Here is a 16,434-nt window from a genome sequence, read left to right on the forward strand (position 1 = left end):
AAATGCTTTTTAAATAAGGAAGTAGATAAAGACAATGATCTATTGTCTAAAACAAAGAATAGGGGGATCTGAAAAAAAAGAAAACCTGAACACATGCTCAGGTTTATCTGTATGAGGTTAGATATACATGTGGTAGTATTCACCACCTGCAAACTCTAGTTGATTTCCTTGTTTAAATCCTAGTCGAGAATAAAGCTTCATTGCACTAGGGTTTTCTAAATCTACAATTAGTCCTACTTGTTTATGATCTTGTGACTTAGCATAGTCTACAGCATGTTTCAGTAAGTGGCTACCTACTCCTTTACCTTGTACTTTAGGAGATACAGCTACAGTGTCTAAGTAATATTCTCCACCAGTGGTTTCTGGTTCAGGTATCATGTCATTATTATACTGTTGCTTCATTAGGTCTAGTACAGGCTCTCTTAACGTGATAAAGTCATCTCCGTTATATCCAGTTATAGAACCTACGATATCACCCTCTTCATCTATCGCTACGAAAGTGTTTTCATAACTATATAAGTTCCCCGGTTTACGGAACATAATAGTTAGAAAGTTAATGGCTTCTTCGATGTCTTCTTTTTGGATAAATGTGAAGACAATATCTTCCATTGCTTGTAGCATTAATTCTGGAACTACGTCGTAATCTTCTCTTTTTGCAGGTCTAATTGTATAATGCATTTTTCTTAATTTGAATTAGTACAAAGGTAAGAAAGTTTAAGAGAACTCGTGATTATTACTGATGTGCTCTTCGTTCATTTATTTTATCCCATTCCTCAGAAGCATTCTCTATACCTATTTTACTAGGTTCGAACACAGGATCTTTTCCTTCTTTGCGTTGTGCTACATAATCTTTTAAAGCCTTTAATGCTGGTTTTCTTAGGATAAAGATAGCGATGATATTAATCCATGCCATAGCTCCTACACCGATATCACCGATTCCCCATGCTATACTTGGTTCACTAGTAGAGGCAAAGAATACAATGCTTAATATGATGATACGCATGATCCATCTTAGGATAATGTTTTTCTTTTTACTTAAGTATTCGAAGTTTGATTCAGCGATGAACACATAAGACATAGCTGTAGTGATAGCAAAGAAAGTTAGTGCTATAGCAATGAATTGAGAAGCGAATACAGGAAAGTGTGTTGCCACTGCTTTTACCGTATAAGCAGCTCCAGCTTCTACACCGGGCATATTTTCTACTATATAAGTCCCTGATTCATCTATCACGTTATACGAATTTGTAAATAAGATCATTAAGGCTGTTGCTGTACATACGAATAAGGTATCTACATAAACAGAGAAAGCTTGTACTAATCCTTGTTTTACAGGATGAGATGTCTCAGAGGCAGCTGAAGCGTGTGGTGCTGTACCTTGCCCAGCCTCATTAGAATATATACCTCTTTTTACACCCCATGCGATTGCAGCACCGAAGACTCCACTAAAAGCAGACTCTAAGTTAAAGGCAGATTTAAATATTAAAGCAAAGATGTGTGGTACCTCTTGTATGTTTAACCCTATAATAATGACAGCCATGATAATATATGCACTAGCCATAAAAGGTACAATGATCTGAGCAATTAATCCCATTTTCTTCGCTCCACCAAATACTGCAAATCCTAAGAATAAACAAATAGCAATACCACTAACCCATGTAGGGATAGAGAAAGCTGAATGCATACTTACGGCGATACTATTACTTTGGATACTCGGTAAGAATAGACCACAACTGATTAAAGTTACGATAGAGAAGAATAGGGCAAATGCTTTACTCTTCATTCCTTTTTCGATGTAGAAGGCTGGACCTCCTACGTATTGACCATTTTTATCTACTTTGTAAATTTGTGCTAATGTAGATTCTATAAAAGCAGATGCACTTCCTAAGAAGGCAATAGCCCACATCCAGAAGATAGCTCCAGGACCTCCGGCAGCGATAGCGGTAGCTACTCCTACGATATTACCTACTCCTACACGTCCAGCGATAGCCATACTAAAGGCTTGAAATGGGCTTACCCCTTTATCGGAAGAACCTTCTGTAAAAAGTAATTTCACCATATGGCGAAAGTATCTGATCTGTATAAATCCTGTTGTAATCGTAAAATAAAGTCCTACTAATAGACAGAGTGCAATAAAAATGTTAGACCAAATTAAGTCATTTAGTAATTTAATAATTTCTTCCATTGTGTTGTTTGTGCTTTTTGTTGTGTGTGTTTGTAGTACATCTCTTTGTTATTAAGTAGAGATATGCTTGTTTTATATTTGTGGAAATTAAGAAAATTTTAAGTATTGAAAGGTGTTAAAATTATCTTTTTTTAAATTTAAAATCATTCTTTCTAAATCTTACTTTATTTATGAAGCTATTTCGGTGAAGTATTGTGTTTTTGTTTGTAAAAAATATCGATAACTAATGAAGACATTTTTTAACTTTGGATAGACAAATAACCAGACTAAACCTTATAAATAAACTCTATGTCACACACAGATTACATTCGACGTTCAGAAGGATTGCCTTTAGAAGAGATATTATTAGCTCGTATCCCTATTGTCTTAGAGGTAATGGATAAAGTAACCTTACAACATAAATGGGATTATGCTTATGCAGAAGGGAAGTGGACGGTAAAGGAACTGATACAGCATCTGATAGACTGTGAACGTATATTTAGTTATCGTGCCTTGCATATCGCACGTCAGGACACAAGTGTCTTAAGTGGATTTGATGAGAATCTGTATGTAGATAATTCAAAAGGGGAATGTAAAGAACCTCAAGATTTAAGAGAAGAATATATCACACTGATGAAGAGTGTGTATTATCAGTTTAAAGGTTTTACAACAGAAGCTTTAGCTTTAAAAAACCAAATGGCTCATTATGTACTCTCTGTAGAAGAGATCGGTAGGCTTAACTATGGTCATACTTTACACCATATAGATATCTTATTAGAAAGATATTTAGATAAAAAATAATTAAGTAGTAGATATAAAAGAAGAGAGCCACTCATTTGAGTGGCTCTCTTACTATATTTTATTAGTAACGGATGCTGAATAAACCTTCAGCTTTGTTTTCTAATTTTTCAAAACGCTCAGTACATTCTTTGATTAGTTGAACAGCAGCTGCTTTATCTCCAAAACCATCAGTTGTAACTGTTTTGTTTTCTAAGTCTTTGTATACTTTGAAGAAGTGTTCTACTTCTTTTTTGAAGTGCTCGTTTACATCTTGAATATCGTTTAGTTTATTCATGATTGGATCAGATACAGGTACACATAAGATTTTTTCATCTTGTCCTTTATCATCAGCCATATAGAAAACACCTACAGGTTTTACCTCTACTACCATTCCTGGAAGAGATGGCTCAGTGAACATTACAAGTACGTCTAGAGGATCTCCATCTAAAGCTAATGTTTCTGGAATGAATCCGTAATCAGCTGGATATCTCATGTTAGAATATAAAAGACGGTCAAAACGCAATCTTTTTAAATCAAAATCATACTCATATTTGTTTCTGCTGCCTGCTGGAATCTCAACAAATGCATCAAAAGTTTCGAATGTATTCATATTTTTTTATTTAAATCTTATTTCTAAAAATCGTGTGCAAAAGTACTCTAATTACTTGTTTATAACAAGTTTTAGATTAATTATTAGAAATAAATTCCGAAAGATCCTCTAATAGCAAACTTTCTAGCGTCAGGCATATCTAGGTAATTTCCTCTCCAACTTAAATCAAGTCTAAAGATTTTAAATATATTACCTACACCTATATAATATTCATAATACACATCACTAGGTGCCTTGTATTGTAGCCCTGATGCATTTAAATCTATGTTCTCTTGTGAGACTTTTCCGTATATTCCTCTAACTCCTACGATCTCACGTAAATTGAAATCTCTTAACCATGGAATACGTGAGAATAAACGACCTCCAAAATTGTGCTCTAAATGCAATGATGCATATTGATCAGTAACAAATTCGTAGTAGTTTAAGTTCGCAAACGTATTTTCGATATTAAACCACGACTGGTTACCAGGTACAACACTTAATAACCCTAGAGGTACTTCTCCGAATGTCTTCCCTGCTTCGAATGTAGGTGTCAATGTACCAAAACCTCCTAACAATAAAGGTTTTCTAGCATAGAATTGAACTTTTTTATACTCGAAGTCACTATCTATCACACCCTTGAACCCTTGTGTATACTTTAAGAACATACGTAGGTATTTTTTATCTACATCTGTTCTATCTACACCGTATCCTATTGTTTTTCGTTTTGGTGTATATTCAGCAGTTAGGTTAAACTCAGACTGTTTTGTTTCGTTAGCGATGATATTATTCTCTTTATCCTCGTAGTAGTCTAGGTTAAATAAGTCTGATGCCGCTCTTAGTGTTCTATAATTAAACGAAGTACTAAACTTTAAGTTCTTGACAGGTTCTATTTCTAAACCTACTGTAGAAAGATTAATTTTAGTCAATTTCGTATTATCTCCACTTGCAAATAAAGAGTTCGAAGCAAAACTTCTTCCCAATACATCATTTGTCTCTGTAAGACTCACACCTATTTGCTCTATATCTCTACGATTTCCTCCGAATAAGATTAATCTACTATCGTTGTGCAATAGTACTTTAGCACTTACGCCATATTTAAACTGATTATCTTTAAATCCGTATGCACCATATCCTTCTAATCTCCATCTGTCATTCGGACCAAAGTAAGTTCTTCCACCAGCACGCAAACGCAACCCTTCAATATCGTTATATCCAAAAGTAGAAAAGATAGGTCCGTAGTCAAATTTATACTTATCGATATTGTAGTAGTTACTCGCTATAGTAGATGATAGATCAAATAGGAACTTAAACTTAGGTACTGTTTTTAATGTATCTAGCATTTTATAGATTCCTAGTTCGTCTTTACTTAATGATTCAAAGCGATAACTTTTCCAGAAGTCTTCATCTCTTTTATAGATTCCTTCATCATATACATTCACATTCTTTTGATAGAATTCATCAGGATGCTCTATATCAAATTTGTGATGTTTATAGATAGAAGTACGCTTACCATAGACCCCTTTAGACTTCTCTCTTTTAGAAAGGGCAAAGTCAGACATGAAGTGATCTTTAGTCAATAGGAATACAGAATCATTTAGAACATCGAATTCTTGCTCTATATAAATCTCTTTAACCCAGTTAATATTTGCATCTCTACTCGCTTCCATATTAATTTTCTTGATTGCGAATGTAGAGTCGTTCACCCAGAAGTCTCCTTTGAATGTTAGTTCTCCTTTACGTCTAGGGTAGTATACGATATTAAAACACCATTTATCATCTATATAAGCACTATCTGCTAGTACATAGTTATACACATTAATACCTGTACGAGATAGTGGACTGACGAAGTCTTTATCGAATATCTTGATATAATTGTTGTAGATATTATACTCAGCGTATAGGTCTTTAACGAATTCGATAATATGTTGATTCGTATCAAAACCTGAGTTTTTGTTTCCTAAGGTTTTTTCGATTTTCTTACCGTTTCTATTATCACCATATACCTGACCTATATTTTCATTGATAAAAATAGGTAAGTATGTCTTCCCTGTAATGCGGTTGGTGTCTACTTGTTCGAAGATGAACTCCATACCTCTGAATAGTTTTTTCTTCTGGTATACGCTATCTATACTGTTTAAGTCAAACTCTACTTTTTCGTATTTATCATACTCGTATTGAGAGAACATATATAAACCATTCTTGCGTTTACGCTCCCATATTTTACGTAGAATATCTAAGGCAGGGTTATTCTTCTTAGAAGTTTTACCAGCATAGATTTTAACTTCATCTAAGGTGTTGTCATCTTGTAGAACGACTTTTAGATCTAGATTCGTTTTTCCCTCTAACGGAATTTCTAGTGTTTTATAACCAACGAAAGACACCACTAGAGTGTTATATGTTTTGGTTGATTCTAAGTAGAACTTACCAGATTCATTAGCAATAACTCCGTCAGTAGAGTTTTTAAAGTAAACGCTAGCAAATGGCACCTCTAAGTTGTTTTCGTCAATTATTTTCCCACTTACTTTGGTTTGTCCCCAACTAAATGCTGAAACGAGTAGAAATAATAATAGAAACTTAACTTTATTTTTCATAGTAAAGTAGTATTCATAAAAAAAGACTCCATCTTAGCATAAGATGGAGTCTATCAAATATACGTTATTTTTTTTACTTGTAAAGTACTTTTTTTACAGCTTTCACTACATCGTTAGCGTTAGGTAGCCACTCTTGTAGTAATACTGGAGAATATGGTGCTGGTGTATCAGCAGTCGTGATTCTTTGGATAGGAGCGTCTAAATGATCGAATGCTTGCTCTTGTACCATATAAGTAATTTCAGAAGAAATACTTCCAAATGGCCAAGCCTCCTCTAGAATTACTAGACGATTTGTTTTCTTTACAGATTTAAGAATAGCCTCTTGATCTAATGGACGTACAGTACGCAAGTCAATAATTTCACAAGAGATACCTTCTTGAGCTAGTTCATCAGCAGCTTTATAAGCTTCTTTGATGATTTTACCAAAAGAAACGATAGTTACATCAGTACCTTCTCTCTTAATATCAGCTACTCCTAATGGGATAGTGTATTCTCCTTCTGGCACTTCACCTTTATCACCATACATTTGCTCAGATTCCATGAAGATAACAGGGTCATTATCACGGATAGCCGCTTTTAATAATCCTTTACAGTCATATACGTTAGATGGTACTACTACTTTTAATCCAGGTACATTAGCATACCAGTTTTCAAAAGCTTGTGAGTGAGTTGCACCTAATTGTCCTGCAGATGCAGTAGGTCCACGGAATACGATAGGAATATTAAATTGACCACCAGACATCTGACGCATCTTAGCAGCATTGTTTATAATTTGGTCGATTCCTACTAAAGAGAAGTTGAAAGTCATAAACTCAACGATAGGACGGTTACCATTCATTGCAGATCCAACTGCAATACCAGCAAATCCTAACTCTGCAATCGGAGCATCGATAACACGTTTTGGACCGAATTCGTCCAACATACCTTTAGAAGCTTTATAAGCACCGTTATATTCAGCTACTTCTTCACCTATTAAATATATTGATTCGTCGCGACGCATTTCTTCGCTCATCGCTTCACACACGGCCTCTCTAAATTGAATCGTTCTCATAATTTTCTATTTTGTGTAATTAATTTACGAAAGCAAAAATAGGAAAAAATATCTTTATCTTGAGTATCTGTTTTATTGTTTTATAGGTTTTAATCTTATGCGTCCTCTTTTATTATATTTTTTATAACCTACTTTATTTCTGATTTACAATTCTTTAATATTATACGCCTTTAGTTGAAGGTGTTGTAGTATTTTAGCTTTTATAGTTTATCGTTGTATCGTTGAGATTTCCTAACTCATGGTGTTACGCCATCTCTATATGCCCAATCAAAAGAAACCCTCCTATAGAGATAGAAGGGTGAAGTGTTATTGCTGAGATTGTAACCAGTCTTCGTATTTTAATCTAGTGATTACTTCGATACGGTCGTCTTTAAAGTATTTGTCGTATCTGTTTTTTGATTTATAAGCGAATGTAAATCCACACTTAGATTGTGCACGTAGTGATTTTGTGTTTTCTTCGTAGAATCCACACCAGAGGTCTACCATCTTAAGGTCTACGAATGCGTGTTTGATTAATCGCTCAAGTGCCTCTGGGATATAGCCTTTGCCCCAGTGTGGTACACCTATCCAGTAGGCTACTTCTGCTTCGTTTTCAGAAATGTCAAAGTTGCTGTTTTTTCCGATTAATAAACCAATACATCCTATCGCTTCATTAGTGTCTTTTAGAGCTACGGCGTATATCTCTGGGTGTGCAAATTCGTTGTTGATTACTGCTTTACTTTCTTCTACACTTTTATGGGCTGGCCAACCTGCTGCTGGACCTACTTGCTCGTCTTTTGCGTATAAATATAAACTCTCTGCATCTGACTCTTCCCAAGGGCGCAAAATCAATCTTTCTGTTTCTAGTCTCATCTTCTTTTCATTTTGTGTACTCCGCTTTTTTTTTGTTAGTAGAAGTACTTGTTATTATTCTGGTGCAAAAGTAGATGGATAGTTAGAATCTGATTGTATGATTATTTTAGATGAAAATGTAATTTTAGAAACTAAAGTTGTTTATTTGTATTGTATTCTAGTTTTATTATGTGTTTATGGAAAGTGCTTTAATGGATTTAAAAGAACGTATTTCTTTTAGTTTTGGGATTGAATACGGCGTTAGTGATCAGGATACGTTGAATACTTATCCTTTGGCTATGGCCTATTTGACAGTTTTTTTTGTAGAATATGGAGAAGCTGTCCTTAGTCTTGACTTTAAAGATTGTGTATTGACTAGAGGTAGTTTGATCATAGTAGGGGAGGACAATATGATTACTTTTAAGGAAGCGTCAGAAGACTATAAGATGCATTGTTTTTTGATTCAAAGAGATTTTGCTAGTGAGATCGCTTATGTTCTACCAAATGAGTTGTTTAGTTATCTACATTATTTCCCGATACAGACTTTTACAGAGGAGGATATAGGTATTTATCACTTATGGCAGTCTTTAACGATCTACTTAATGAATAATGTATCAATACATGCTCAAAAGACATTGTGTAACCAATTTCAAACCTTGTTTTTAAGTTTATCTGAGCAGGTTAATTATGATGAGTTAATCATAGAGAAGCATTACAGTAGACAAGAGGAGCTATGCTGGAAGTTCTGGGATCTGATCACTCATCATGCTAAGCAGCATAGAGATGTCGCGTTCTATGCAGATACTTTATTTATTACACCTTATTATTTATCACAGATCACTCAGCAGTTCTTGAACTATAGCCCTAAAGAGCTTATTAATCGTCAAGTGGTATTAGAGATTAAAGATTACCTTCGCAATACGGATTTAAACATTAGCCAAATAGCTGAGCAGTTAAACTTTCAAGATCCTTCTTATATGGGGCGTTTCTTTAAGCGCGAGACAGGGGTAAATCCTCTGCAGTTTAGAAGATAGCTTTACTATTTTTTTGTTGGTGAAATATTAGTATCTGTGATTAAATAATCAGTAGCTATCCTAGCTATGTACTATATATAGTTGTTCGAATTTCTCTACACTTTTTTTGTTCTTGTCCTTTTTTGGGACTAATAATGATGCTAGAAGCTGTCTTTTTACATTGTTTTTTAGCCTAAATAGAGCTTTAATCCTTCTTTAAACGTTGTTTTAAGAAAAAAGTAGGTCTGCTTTTTTATTTTCATTTTATGATTTTTAAGGGTTAAGTGGTTGATTTTTAAGGTGCTGTTGTGTGTTGTCCTTTTTTTGTAGTTGGGTATTGAATAGCTTTCAAGCCAGTATATATAAGGCTTTGTGCTATCTTCTTCAACAGTTCGTCAAGACTTCTCCATGATTGCTCTAGTTAAGACGTTGTTTGTTGAAGAAGTCTTGAAGAAGTGTTGTAGCGGTGTTGAAGAAGTAGAGAGAACTAGTAAATTACTTAAAAAGAAAAGAGTTTTGCTTAGATAGCTATTATAAGGAAGGTGATATTAGTGCTATAGGCATAGATTAAAACTTGAATTTGTCTGTGGTGATAACGTAATTCTGTTCGAGTATTAAGAGTAGAAGTGAAGGAGTCAAAAGATTATTTAACCAAATTCGTGTTAATTCTTTTATTAAAAAAGTTGTTATTAAAAGAGAAATAATAGGATAAGGACAGGAGTACACCTACCATAAATAGGAAAGAAAAAGTTTGTAATTCAATATAATTAGAGGTTCTGAGGTATTAGAAAAGGGTTGGTGTAAAAGTTTGTTAATTAGAATCTATTTAAATAAGGTTAATAATTTTATATGCATGCATAGTAAAATATCAAAAATAAATTCTTATTTTCGTTCGGTAAGTAAATGTGAAACACAAAAAACGATATAAAAATGAAAATATTAGTTTGCATCAGTCATGTGCCTGATACTACTTCAAAAATCAACTTCACGAATGGAGATACAGCATTTGATACAAACGGAGTACAGTTTGTAATCAATCCTAATGATGAGTATTCTTTAACTAGAGCGATTTGGTTCAAAGAAAAACAAGGAGCTACAGTTACTGTAGTGAATGTAGGTGGACCTGATACTGAAGCTACATTGCGTAAAGCATTAGCTATCGGAGCAGATGAGGCTATCCGTGTGAATGCTAATCCTACTGACGGAATGTTCGTAGCAAAACAATTAGCAGAAGTAGTGAAAAATGGAGGTTTTGACTTAGTATTAGCTGGTAAGGAATCTTTAGATTATAATGGTGGAATGGTACCAGGAATGCTAGCAGCATTCTTAGGATATGATTTCGTTAACTCATGTGAAGGGTTAGAAGTAGATGGTACTTCTGTGAAAGCGATTCGTCAGATAGACGGTGGTAAAGAGACTATCTCTGGAAAATTGCCATTAGTAATCGGAGGACAAAAAGGTATCGTAGATGAAAAAGACTTGCGCATTCCTAATATGCGTGGTATTATGTCAGCTAGAACAAAGGCTTTAGCTGTAGTAGAACCAGTAGGAGCAGAGGCAACTACTAAAGATGTGAAATTCGAAAAACCAGCTCCAAAATCAGCTTGTAAAATGATTTCACCTGATAACTTAGATGAGTTAATCAACTTGTTACACAACGAGGCAAAAGTTATCTAATTTCATTTATTTGTAAACCTTTAAAAAAGAAGAATTATGTCAGTTTTAATATATGCTGAATCAGCAGAAGGAAAATTTAAAAAAGTAGCATTAGAGTTAGCTTCTTATGCTAAAAAAGTAGCAGAGTCATTAGGAACAACTGTGACGGCTGTAACGATCAATGCTTCAGACGTAAGCGAATTAGGAAAATACGGTGTAGATAAAGTATTAAAAGTATCTAACGATAAGTTAGCTAACTTTAATGCTAAAGCTTATGCAGATGTAATCAAACAAGCAGCTGCTAAAGAAGGAGCTAAAGTAGTAGTATTATCTTCTACAACAGACAGTTTATACGCTGCTCCTTATGTAGCAGTAGCTCTAAACGCTGGATATGCTTCTAACGTGGTAGCTTTGCCAGAGAGTACTTCTCCTTTCGTAGTGAAGAGAAACTCTTTCTCTACTAAAGCATTTACGCATACAGAATTAACTACAGATGTAAAAGTATTAGCATTAGCTAAGAACTCTTACGGACTAGTAGAGGCTTCTGGAGCTGCAGCAGCTGAGGATTTTGCACCATCGTTAAACGATGCTGACTTCAGCCTAAAAGTAGAAGGAGTAGAAAAAGTATCTGGAAAAGTAACTATCGCTGATGCCGATGTAGTAGTATCAGGAGGACGTGGATTAAAAGGACCAGAGAACTGGAAGATGATCGAAGACTTAGCAGAAGTATTAGGTGGAGCATTAGCTTGTTCTAAGCCTGTATCTGACTTAGGATGGAGATCGCATGAAGAGCACGTAGGACAAACAGGTAAGCCTGTAGCTGCGAACTTATATATCGCTGTAGGTATCTCTGGAGCTATCCAACATATCGCAGGGGTGAACTCTTCTAAAGTAAAAGTAGCTATTAATACAGATGCGGAAGCACCATTCTTTAAAGTAGCTGACTATGGTATCGTAGGAGATGCATTCCAAGTAGTACCTCAATTAGTAGAGAAATTAAAAGAATTTAAAGCAAAGAATGCATAAGCATTTTATAAGCTTTTAAATATATAAGGCAACTAAGACGAAGAATATTTATATCTTTGTTTTAGTTGCTTTTTTTGTATAAAAAATAATTATGAGTTTAATAAAATTAACGGTAAGTGGGATCTCTTATAGTCATACACAGAATGGTGCATATGCACTTATACTAGAAGAAGAGGTAGGAAGTAGAAAATTACCTATCGTAATAGGAGCTTTTGAGGCTCAGTCTATTGCGATAGCGATAGAGGATGATATTAAACCACCTAGACCTCTGACTCATGACTTGTTTAAGACATTAGCAGATCGATACAGTATCATAGTCAAAGAAGTTATCATTAACAGACTATTAGATGGAGTGTTTTACTCTAGTCTAGTCTGTGTAAGAGATGGAGTAGAAGAGACGATAGATGCACGTACATCAGATGCGATAGCATTAGCGATACGCTTTTATGCCCCTATTTATACGTATAAAGATATTCTTGATAGAGCAGGTATCATCCTTAGTGCTGAGGTGGAAGAAGAGGAAGAAACAGAAGAAGAGCGTAGAGTACCACATTCAGGAGAGGACATTGCTTCTCAGGTAGAACAGTTTTTAGAAGAAGAGGCGAAGGCAAATGATTTTTCTAGTTATACTAAATCAGATCTAGAGAAAATGTTAGATGATGCTTTAGCAAGTGAGGACTATGAAAAGGCAGCTTTGCTAAGAGATGAGTTAAATAAAAGATAATAACCCTATATATAGACAACACAACAATGAGACAATACTTAGACTTAGTACAACAAGTACTTGATAAAGGAACACAAAAAGGAGATCGAACAGGTACAGGAACCAAGAGTATATTCGGACACCAGATGCGATTTGACTTAGCAGAAGGTTTCCCTTTAGTGACGACTAAGAAAGTACATTTAAAGTCTATCATATATGAGTTGTTGTGGTTCTTAAACGGAGATACGAATATTAAGTATCTTAGTGAGCATGGAGTGCGTATATGGGATGAGTGGGCTGATGAGAACGGTGATCTAGGACCTGTGTATGGATATCAATGGAGAAACTGGAATGGAGAAGGGATAGACCAGATAAAAGAGGTGATAGATACACTGAAGAACAACCCTAATAGTAGACGTATAATGGTGTCTGCGTGGAATCCTAGTGTGATGCCTGATACTTCTGTTTCTTTTGGAGAGAATGTAGCGAATGGAAAGGCGGCATTGCCTCCATGTCATTCATTCTTTCAGTTCTATGTAGCAGATGGGAAGCTGTCTTGTCAGTTATATCAGCGCAGTGCAGATGTATTCTTGGGAGTGCCTTTTAATATTGCTTCTTATGCCTTGTTAACGATGATGGTCGCTCAGGTATGTGATCTAGAAGTAGGTGATTTTATCCATACATTCGGGGATGTGCATATCTATAATAACCATATCGAACAGGTAACGTTACAGCTAAGTAGAGAACCAAAGCCGTTGCCTCGAATGGTAATCAATAAAGAGGTGAAAGATATATTTAGTTTTAAATACGAGGATTTTACACTTGAGGGATATGATCCTCATCCTGCTATAAAAGGACAGGTGTCTGTATAAACAGAATAATAAAAATATAGCTTATGAAAAGAGATGAATCTTACGAAATGTATGAATATGCACGCAAACGATTAAAACAAAGAAAGATGTTATTCTTTCACTTCGTCGTATTTGTTTTAGGAAGTATTGCCATGTTTTGTTTTAACGGCTTAGTTCAGGATCAGACTACAGTTACGATTTGGTGGCCGTATGCTATTGGGGTATGGGCATTATTAGTATTTCTACACGCAGTGAATGTGTTAATCGTAGATCGCTTTATGGGTAAGCGATGGGAGGATAAGCAAGTAAGACGTTTAGTAGAACTACAAGAACAACGCATCAAAGAATTAAGAGCAAAAGTGGAGAAGGATTTTCCATTAGTAGATACACAGAGAGATTTAGGACAAATACAAGAATCAACTGCTACTAACTCACCAGAAATAGATAAAAAATAAAAATATGCTGACACTGATCGCTGCAGCTGCAGAGAATAATGCTTTAGGTAAAGACAATGATTTGTTATGGCATTTGCCAGATGATTTTAAACATTTTAAAGACTTAACGTCTCACCATTTTATTATTATGGGGAGAAAGACTTTTGAGTCTTTTCCAAAACCTTTACCTAATCGTACGCATATCATCATTACACGCCAAGAGGAGTACGAGGCTCCAGCATCGTGTATTGTAGTGAATAGTTTAGAAAAGGCTTTAGATTTAGTAACAGAGCAAGAAGAGAGTTTTATTATAGGCGGAGGAGAAATCTATAATCTAGCACTTCCTTTTGCAGATAAGATAGAACTAACTCGTGTACATACGGTATTAGAGGCAGACGCTTTCTTTCCTGTTATCGATCCTAAAGAATGGAAATTAGTCAGAGAGGAGTTTCATGATAAAGATGCAAAACATCAATATCCTTTTACCTTTTTGACGTATATCAAAAGTTAAAAAAAGTAAGTTATGAAAAAGATATTTTTTTGTTTAATTGTTGTTTTAGTTGTCGCTCTAGGATATGCTCAAAAACCTTCTAAAACAATATCTGAAAAAAAAGAAGCTTTAGAGAGTGATAAACCTGTTGTCATTATGGATACTTTGAGACTAAAGTTTCAAAGTAATGAAAATGTAGGTAAGGATCAGCAGTTCTTAGGTAAAGATATCTATGAAAGTACTTATCTAAAAGAAGGAGATGTTTTTAGAAAGAACACAAAATATAGTGGTACTTCTTATAAGAGTAAGAATTTTGACTCTCTTACCTTAATCGATATTACTAATCCTCTAGAACTAATGCTTTTCTATAAAGAAAAGAAGGCTTTTGTATTAGTCAATAGAGAATTAGCAGAACGCAATGTCATCGAATTAGGAGTTAAGTTTCCGACTATGGAGACTAGTTTTGCAGGGGTGAGTACGAAGCGTAATTATTGGTTAGTAAATGAGCGCAACAGATCAGTGAATTTATATAACAGTGTTACTTATGAGCTACACCGTGTATTTACTTTTCCAGAAGGAGCTAAGATTAAACAATATTTGACATTGCCTCATCTGTTCTTTTGGGTAGATGAAGAGAACGTATTACATGGAAATGACCTAGTCGGTAAAGAGGTTGTTACGTATAATCTAGAGACGGAATACAATTTAATGCAAATATTAGAGGTAGATAAATTACTTTATTCTTATAAAGATAAATTATACTTTGTTGATTTAAAAGCGAATAAGACTTCTGTTCTAGATACAAAAGAAAAAAGCATTTCAGGCTTCTTTTATGGCAATCAAAAATTGAGTATTTTTGACGGACAGAAAATAAATAATTACTTTATAAAATTACCGTAATGCATATAGCTATTGCTGGAAATATAGGCGCAGGAAAGACTACGCTTACGAATTTATTAGCCAAACACTATGGGTGGGAACCTCATTATGAGGATGTAGTAGATAATCCTTATCTAGATGACTTCTACCACCAGATGGACAGATGGTCTTTTAACTTACAAGTGTATTTTTTAAATAGCCGTTTTCGTCAAGTTTTACAAATTAGACAAAGTGGTAAGACGATTATCCAGGATCGTACGATATATGAAGATGCACATATCTTCGCGCCGAACTTACACGCAATGGGCTTAATGTCTAATCGTGATTTTCAGAACTACTCTTCTTTATTCGAATTGATGCAAGAATTGGTAGGAGCTCCAGATTTATTAATCTACTTAAGAAGCTCTGTACCTAATCTAGTAGGGCAAATCCAAAAGAGAGGAAGAGATTATGAAAACTCTATTTCTATCGAGTATTTAAACAAATTAAATGAACGATATGAAGAGTGGATTAAAGGGTATGACAAAGGGAAGTTACTAATTATCGATGTAGATAATTTGGATTTCGTAGAAAACCCAGAAGATTTAGGAAACGTAATTAATAAAATAGATGCTGAAATAAACGGTCTATTTTAGAGTTAATATAGAATAAAGGAAAGCCCTGATATCATTTGATTTCAGGGCTTTTTTATAAAGGTATATTAGAAGTCTTTTTGATCGTCTGAATTACAAAAGAACTTTTGATATTAGATATAATCTCTAGTTTAGAGATTTTGTGTACTACGAATTGTTGATAAGCTTGTACGTCGTCAACTAATAACTTTAAAAAGAAGTCATAGTCCCCTGCTATATAAGAAGCTTCTAATACTTCGTCTAAGCCCTTTACATATTTCTCAAATTCTTCGAATAGACTTTCTTGATGTCTGATCAGTATGACTTGACAGTAGACGATTAGTTTTTTACCTAGTAAATCTGGGTTAAGTTGGGCAGTGTATCCTTGAATAATACCTGTTGCTTCAAGCTTCTTTATTCGTTCGTGTACTGGTGTAAGTGATAAGTTTACTTTCTCTGCTAGCTGTTTTGTCGATTGTTTTCCGTCTAATTGAAGTTCGATAAGTAGTCTTTTATCAATTTCGTCTATGTGTTGCATAGTTAATTTTTCTGTTTAGTGAAGTTTAGGATATGTAAAAGTAATGGTTTTTTCTTTGAAAGATATTGATTATAGATGTTTTTTCCTTAATTGTGGTTGTGTTGTAGAAAAAATATTTATGTGTATATCTTTGCACTGTTATATCAGATAAAAAATAAGTAAATGAAGATTATACAAAAAATAGTAAAACCTATTTCGAAATCATGCAGTACACCTGTTCTTGCTAA

Annotated in this window: 17 protein-coding genes; 10 read left to right on the forward strand and 7 right to left on the reverse strand. The window is 34.5% G+C overall.

Going from position 1 to position 16,434, the window contains the following annotated elements; all coding sequences use genetic code 11:
* Positions 1 to 117: 117 nt before the first annotated feature.
* Positions 118 to 678: a GNAT family N-acetyltransferase gene (locus tag AABL87_RS14420; protein ID WP_341277533.1), complete on the reverse strand. Its 561-nt coding sequence runs from the start codon at positions 676 to 678 to the stop codon at positions 118 to 120.
* 55 nt (positions 679 to 733) lie between these two features.
* Positions 734 to 2,182, reverse strand: coding sequence for an alanine/glycine:cation symporter family protein (locus AABL87_RS14425; protein WP_006262853.1), 1,449 nt, complete (start codon positions 2,180 to 2,182; stop codon positions 734 to 736).
* Between the two features lie 288 nt (positions 2,183 to 2,470).
* On the opposite strand from AABL87_RS14425, the gene AABL87_RS14430 reads away from it, so the two are divergent.
* Complete coding sequence (locus AABL87_RS14430) at positions 2,471 to 2,962, forward strand: DinB family protein (protein ID WP_006257255.1); 492 nt, start codon at positions 2,471 to 2,473, stop codon at positions 2,960 to 2,962.
* Between the two features lie 61 nt (positions 2,963 to 3,023).
* On the opposite strand, the gene AABL87_RS14435 is transcribed toward AABL87_RS14430, so the two are convergent.
* From AABL87_RS14435 to AABL87_RS14450, 4 genes are all read right to left on the reverse strand, one after another.
* Positions 3,024 to 3,551 (reverse strand): inorganic diphosphatase, encoded by a 528-nt coding sequence (locus AABL87_RS14435; RefSeq protein WP_006257253.1) that lies wholly within the window; start codon positions 3,549 to 3,551, stop codon positions 3,024 to 3,026.
* A gap of 83 nt (positions 3,552 to 3,634) precedes the next feature.
* Entirely contained in the window at positions 3,635 to 6,124 is a 2,490-nt protein-coding gene (locus AABL87_RS14440) for a DUF5686 and carboxypeptidase-like regulatory domain-containing protein (protein ID WP_341277534.1), read from the reverse strand.
* Positions 6,125 to 6,197: 73 nt separating this feature from the next.
* Positions 6,198 to 7,175, reverse strand: coding sequence for a pyruvate dehydrogenase complex E1 component subunit beta (locus AABL87_RS14445; RefSeq protein ID WP_006257250.1), 978 nt, complete (start codon positions 7,173 to 7,175; stop codon positions 6,198 to 6,200).
* A gap of 306 nt (positions 7,176 to 7,481) precedes the next feature.
* Positions 7,482 to 8,027, reverse strand: coding sequence for a GNAT family N-acetyltransferase (locus AABL87_RS14450; RefSeq protein ID WP_006257249.1), 546 nt, complete (start codon positions 8,025 to 8,027; stop codon positions 7,482 to 7,484).
* A gap of 176 nt (positions 8,028 to 8,203) precedes the next feature.
* Between AABL87_RS14450 and AABL87_RS14455 the strand changes: the two genes are divergently transcribed.
* From AABL87_RS14455 to AABL87_RS14495, 9 genes are all read left to right on the forward strand, one after another.
* Positions 8,204 to 9,040 carry an AraC family transcriptional regulator gene (locus tag AABL87_RS14455; protein ID WP_341277535.1) on the forward strand — a complete coding sequence of 279 codons (837 nt, stop codon included), beginning with the start codon at positions 8,204 to 8,206 and terminating at the stop codon, positions 9,038 to 9,040.
* Between the two features lie 909 nt (positions 9,041 to 9,949).
* On the forward strand, positions 9,950 to 10,696 hold the full coding sequence (locus AABL87_RS14460; RefSeq protein ID WP_341277536.1) for an electron transfer flavoprotein subunit beta/FixA family protein: 747 nt from the start codon (positions 9,950 to 9,952) through the stop codon (positions 10,694 to 10,696).
* 36 nt (positions 10,697 to 10,732) lie between these two features.
* Positions 10,733 to 11,701 (forward strand): electron transfer flavoprotein subunit alpha/FixB family protein, encoded by a 969-nt coding sequence (locus AABL87_RS14465; protein ID WP_006257246.1) that lies wholly within the window; start codon positions 10,733 to 10,735, stop codon positions 11,699 to 11,701.
* A 91-nt stretch (positions 11,702 to 11,792) separates the two neighbouring features.
* Positions 11,793 to 12,425: a bifunctional nuclease family protein gene (locus AABL87_RS14470; RefSeq protein ID WP_073145449.1), complete on the forward strand. Its 633-nt coding sequence runs from the start codon at positions 11,793 to 11,795 to the stop codon at positions 12,423 to 12,425.
* Between the two features lie 26 nt (positions 12,426 to 12,451).
* Positions 12,452 to 13,276, forward strand: coding sequence for a thymidylate synthase (locus tag AABL87_RS14475; RefSeq protein ID WP_073145451.1), 825 nt, complete (start codon positions 12,452 to 12,454; stop codon positions 13,274 to 13,276).
* 23 nt (positions 13,277 to 13,299) lie between these two features.
* Positions 13,300 to 13,710: a 2TM domain-containing protein gene (locus AABL87_RS14480; protein ID WP_006262856.1), complete on the forward strand. Its 411-nt coding sequence runs from the start codon at positions 13,300 to 13,302 to the stop codon at positions 13,708 to 13,710.
* A 4-nt stretch (positions 13,711 to 13,714) separates the two neighbouring features.
* The gene (locus tag AABL87_RS14485) at positions 13,715 to 14,200 is read left to right on the forward strand and encodes a dihydrofolate reductase (RefSeq protein WP_006262857.1); all 486 of its coding nucleotides are present in this window, start codon (positions 13,715 to 13,717) and stop codon (positions 14,198 to 14,200) included.
* Positions 14,201 to 14,212: 12 nt separating this feature from the next.
* On the forward strand, positions 14,213 to 15,079 hold the full coding sequence (locus AABL87_RS14490; protein ID WP_341277537.1) for a hypothetical protein: 867 nt from the start codon (positions 14,213 to 14,215) through the stop codon (positions 15,077 to 15,079).
* Positions 15,079 to 15,693, forward strand: a complete 615-nt coding sequence (locus tag AABL87_RS14495) for a deoxynucleoside kinase (protein WP_006257240.1) — start codon at positions 15,079 to 15,081, stop codon at positions 15,691 to 15,693. The genes AABL87_RS14490 and AABL87_RS14495 overlap by 1 nt, the downstream gene beginning before the upstream one ends.
* 52 nt (positions 15,694 to 15,745) lie before the next feature.
* Here AABL87_RS14495 and AABL87_RS14500 read toward each other — a convergent pair whose 3' ends face one another.
* Positions 15,746 to 16,207, reverse strand: coding sequence for an Lrp/AsnC family transcriptional regulator (locus AABL87_RS14500; protein WP_006260563.1), 462 nt, complete (start codon positions 16,205 to 16,207; stop codon positions 15,746 to 15,748).
* Between the last annotated feature and the right edge of the window lie 227 nt (positions 16,208 to 16,434).

The sequence above is a fragment of the Myroides sp. C4067 genome, from assembly GCF_038039665.1.
GTDB lineage: Bacteria > Bacteroidota > Bacteroidia > Flavobacteriales > Flavobacteriaceae > Flavobacterium > Flavobacterium odoratimimum.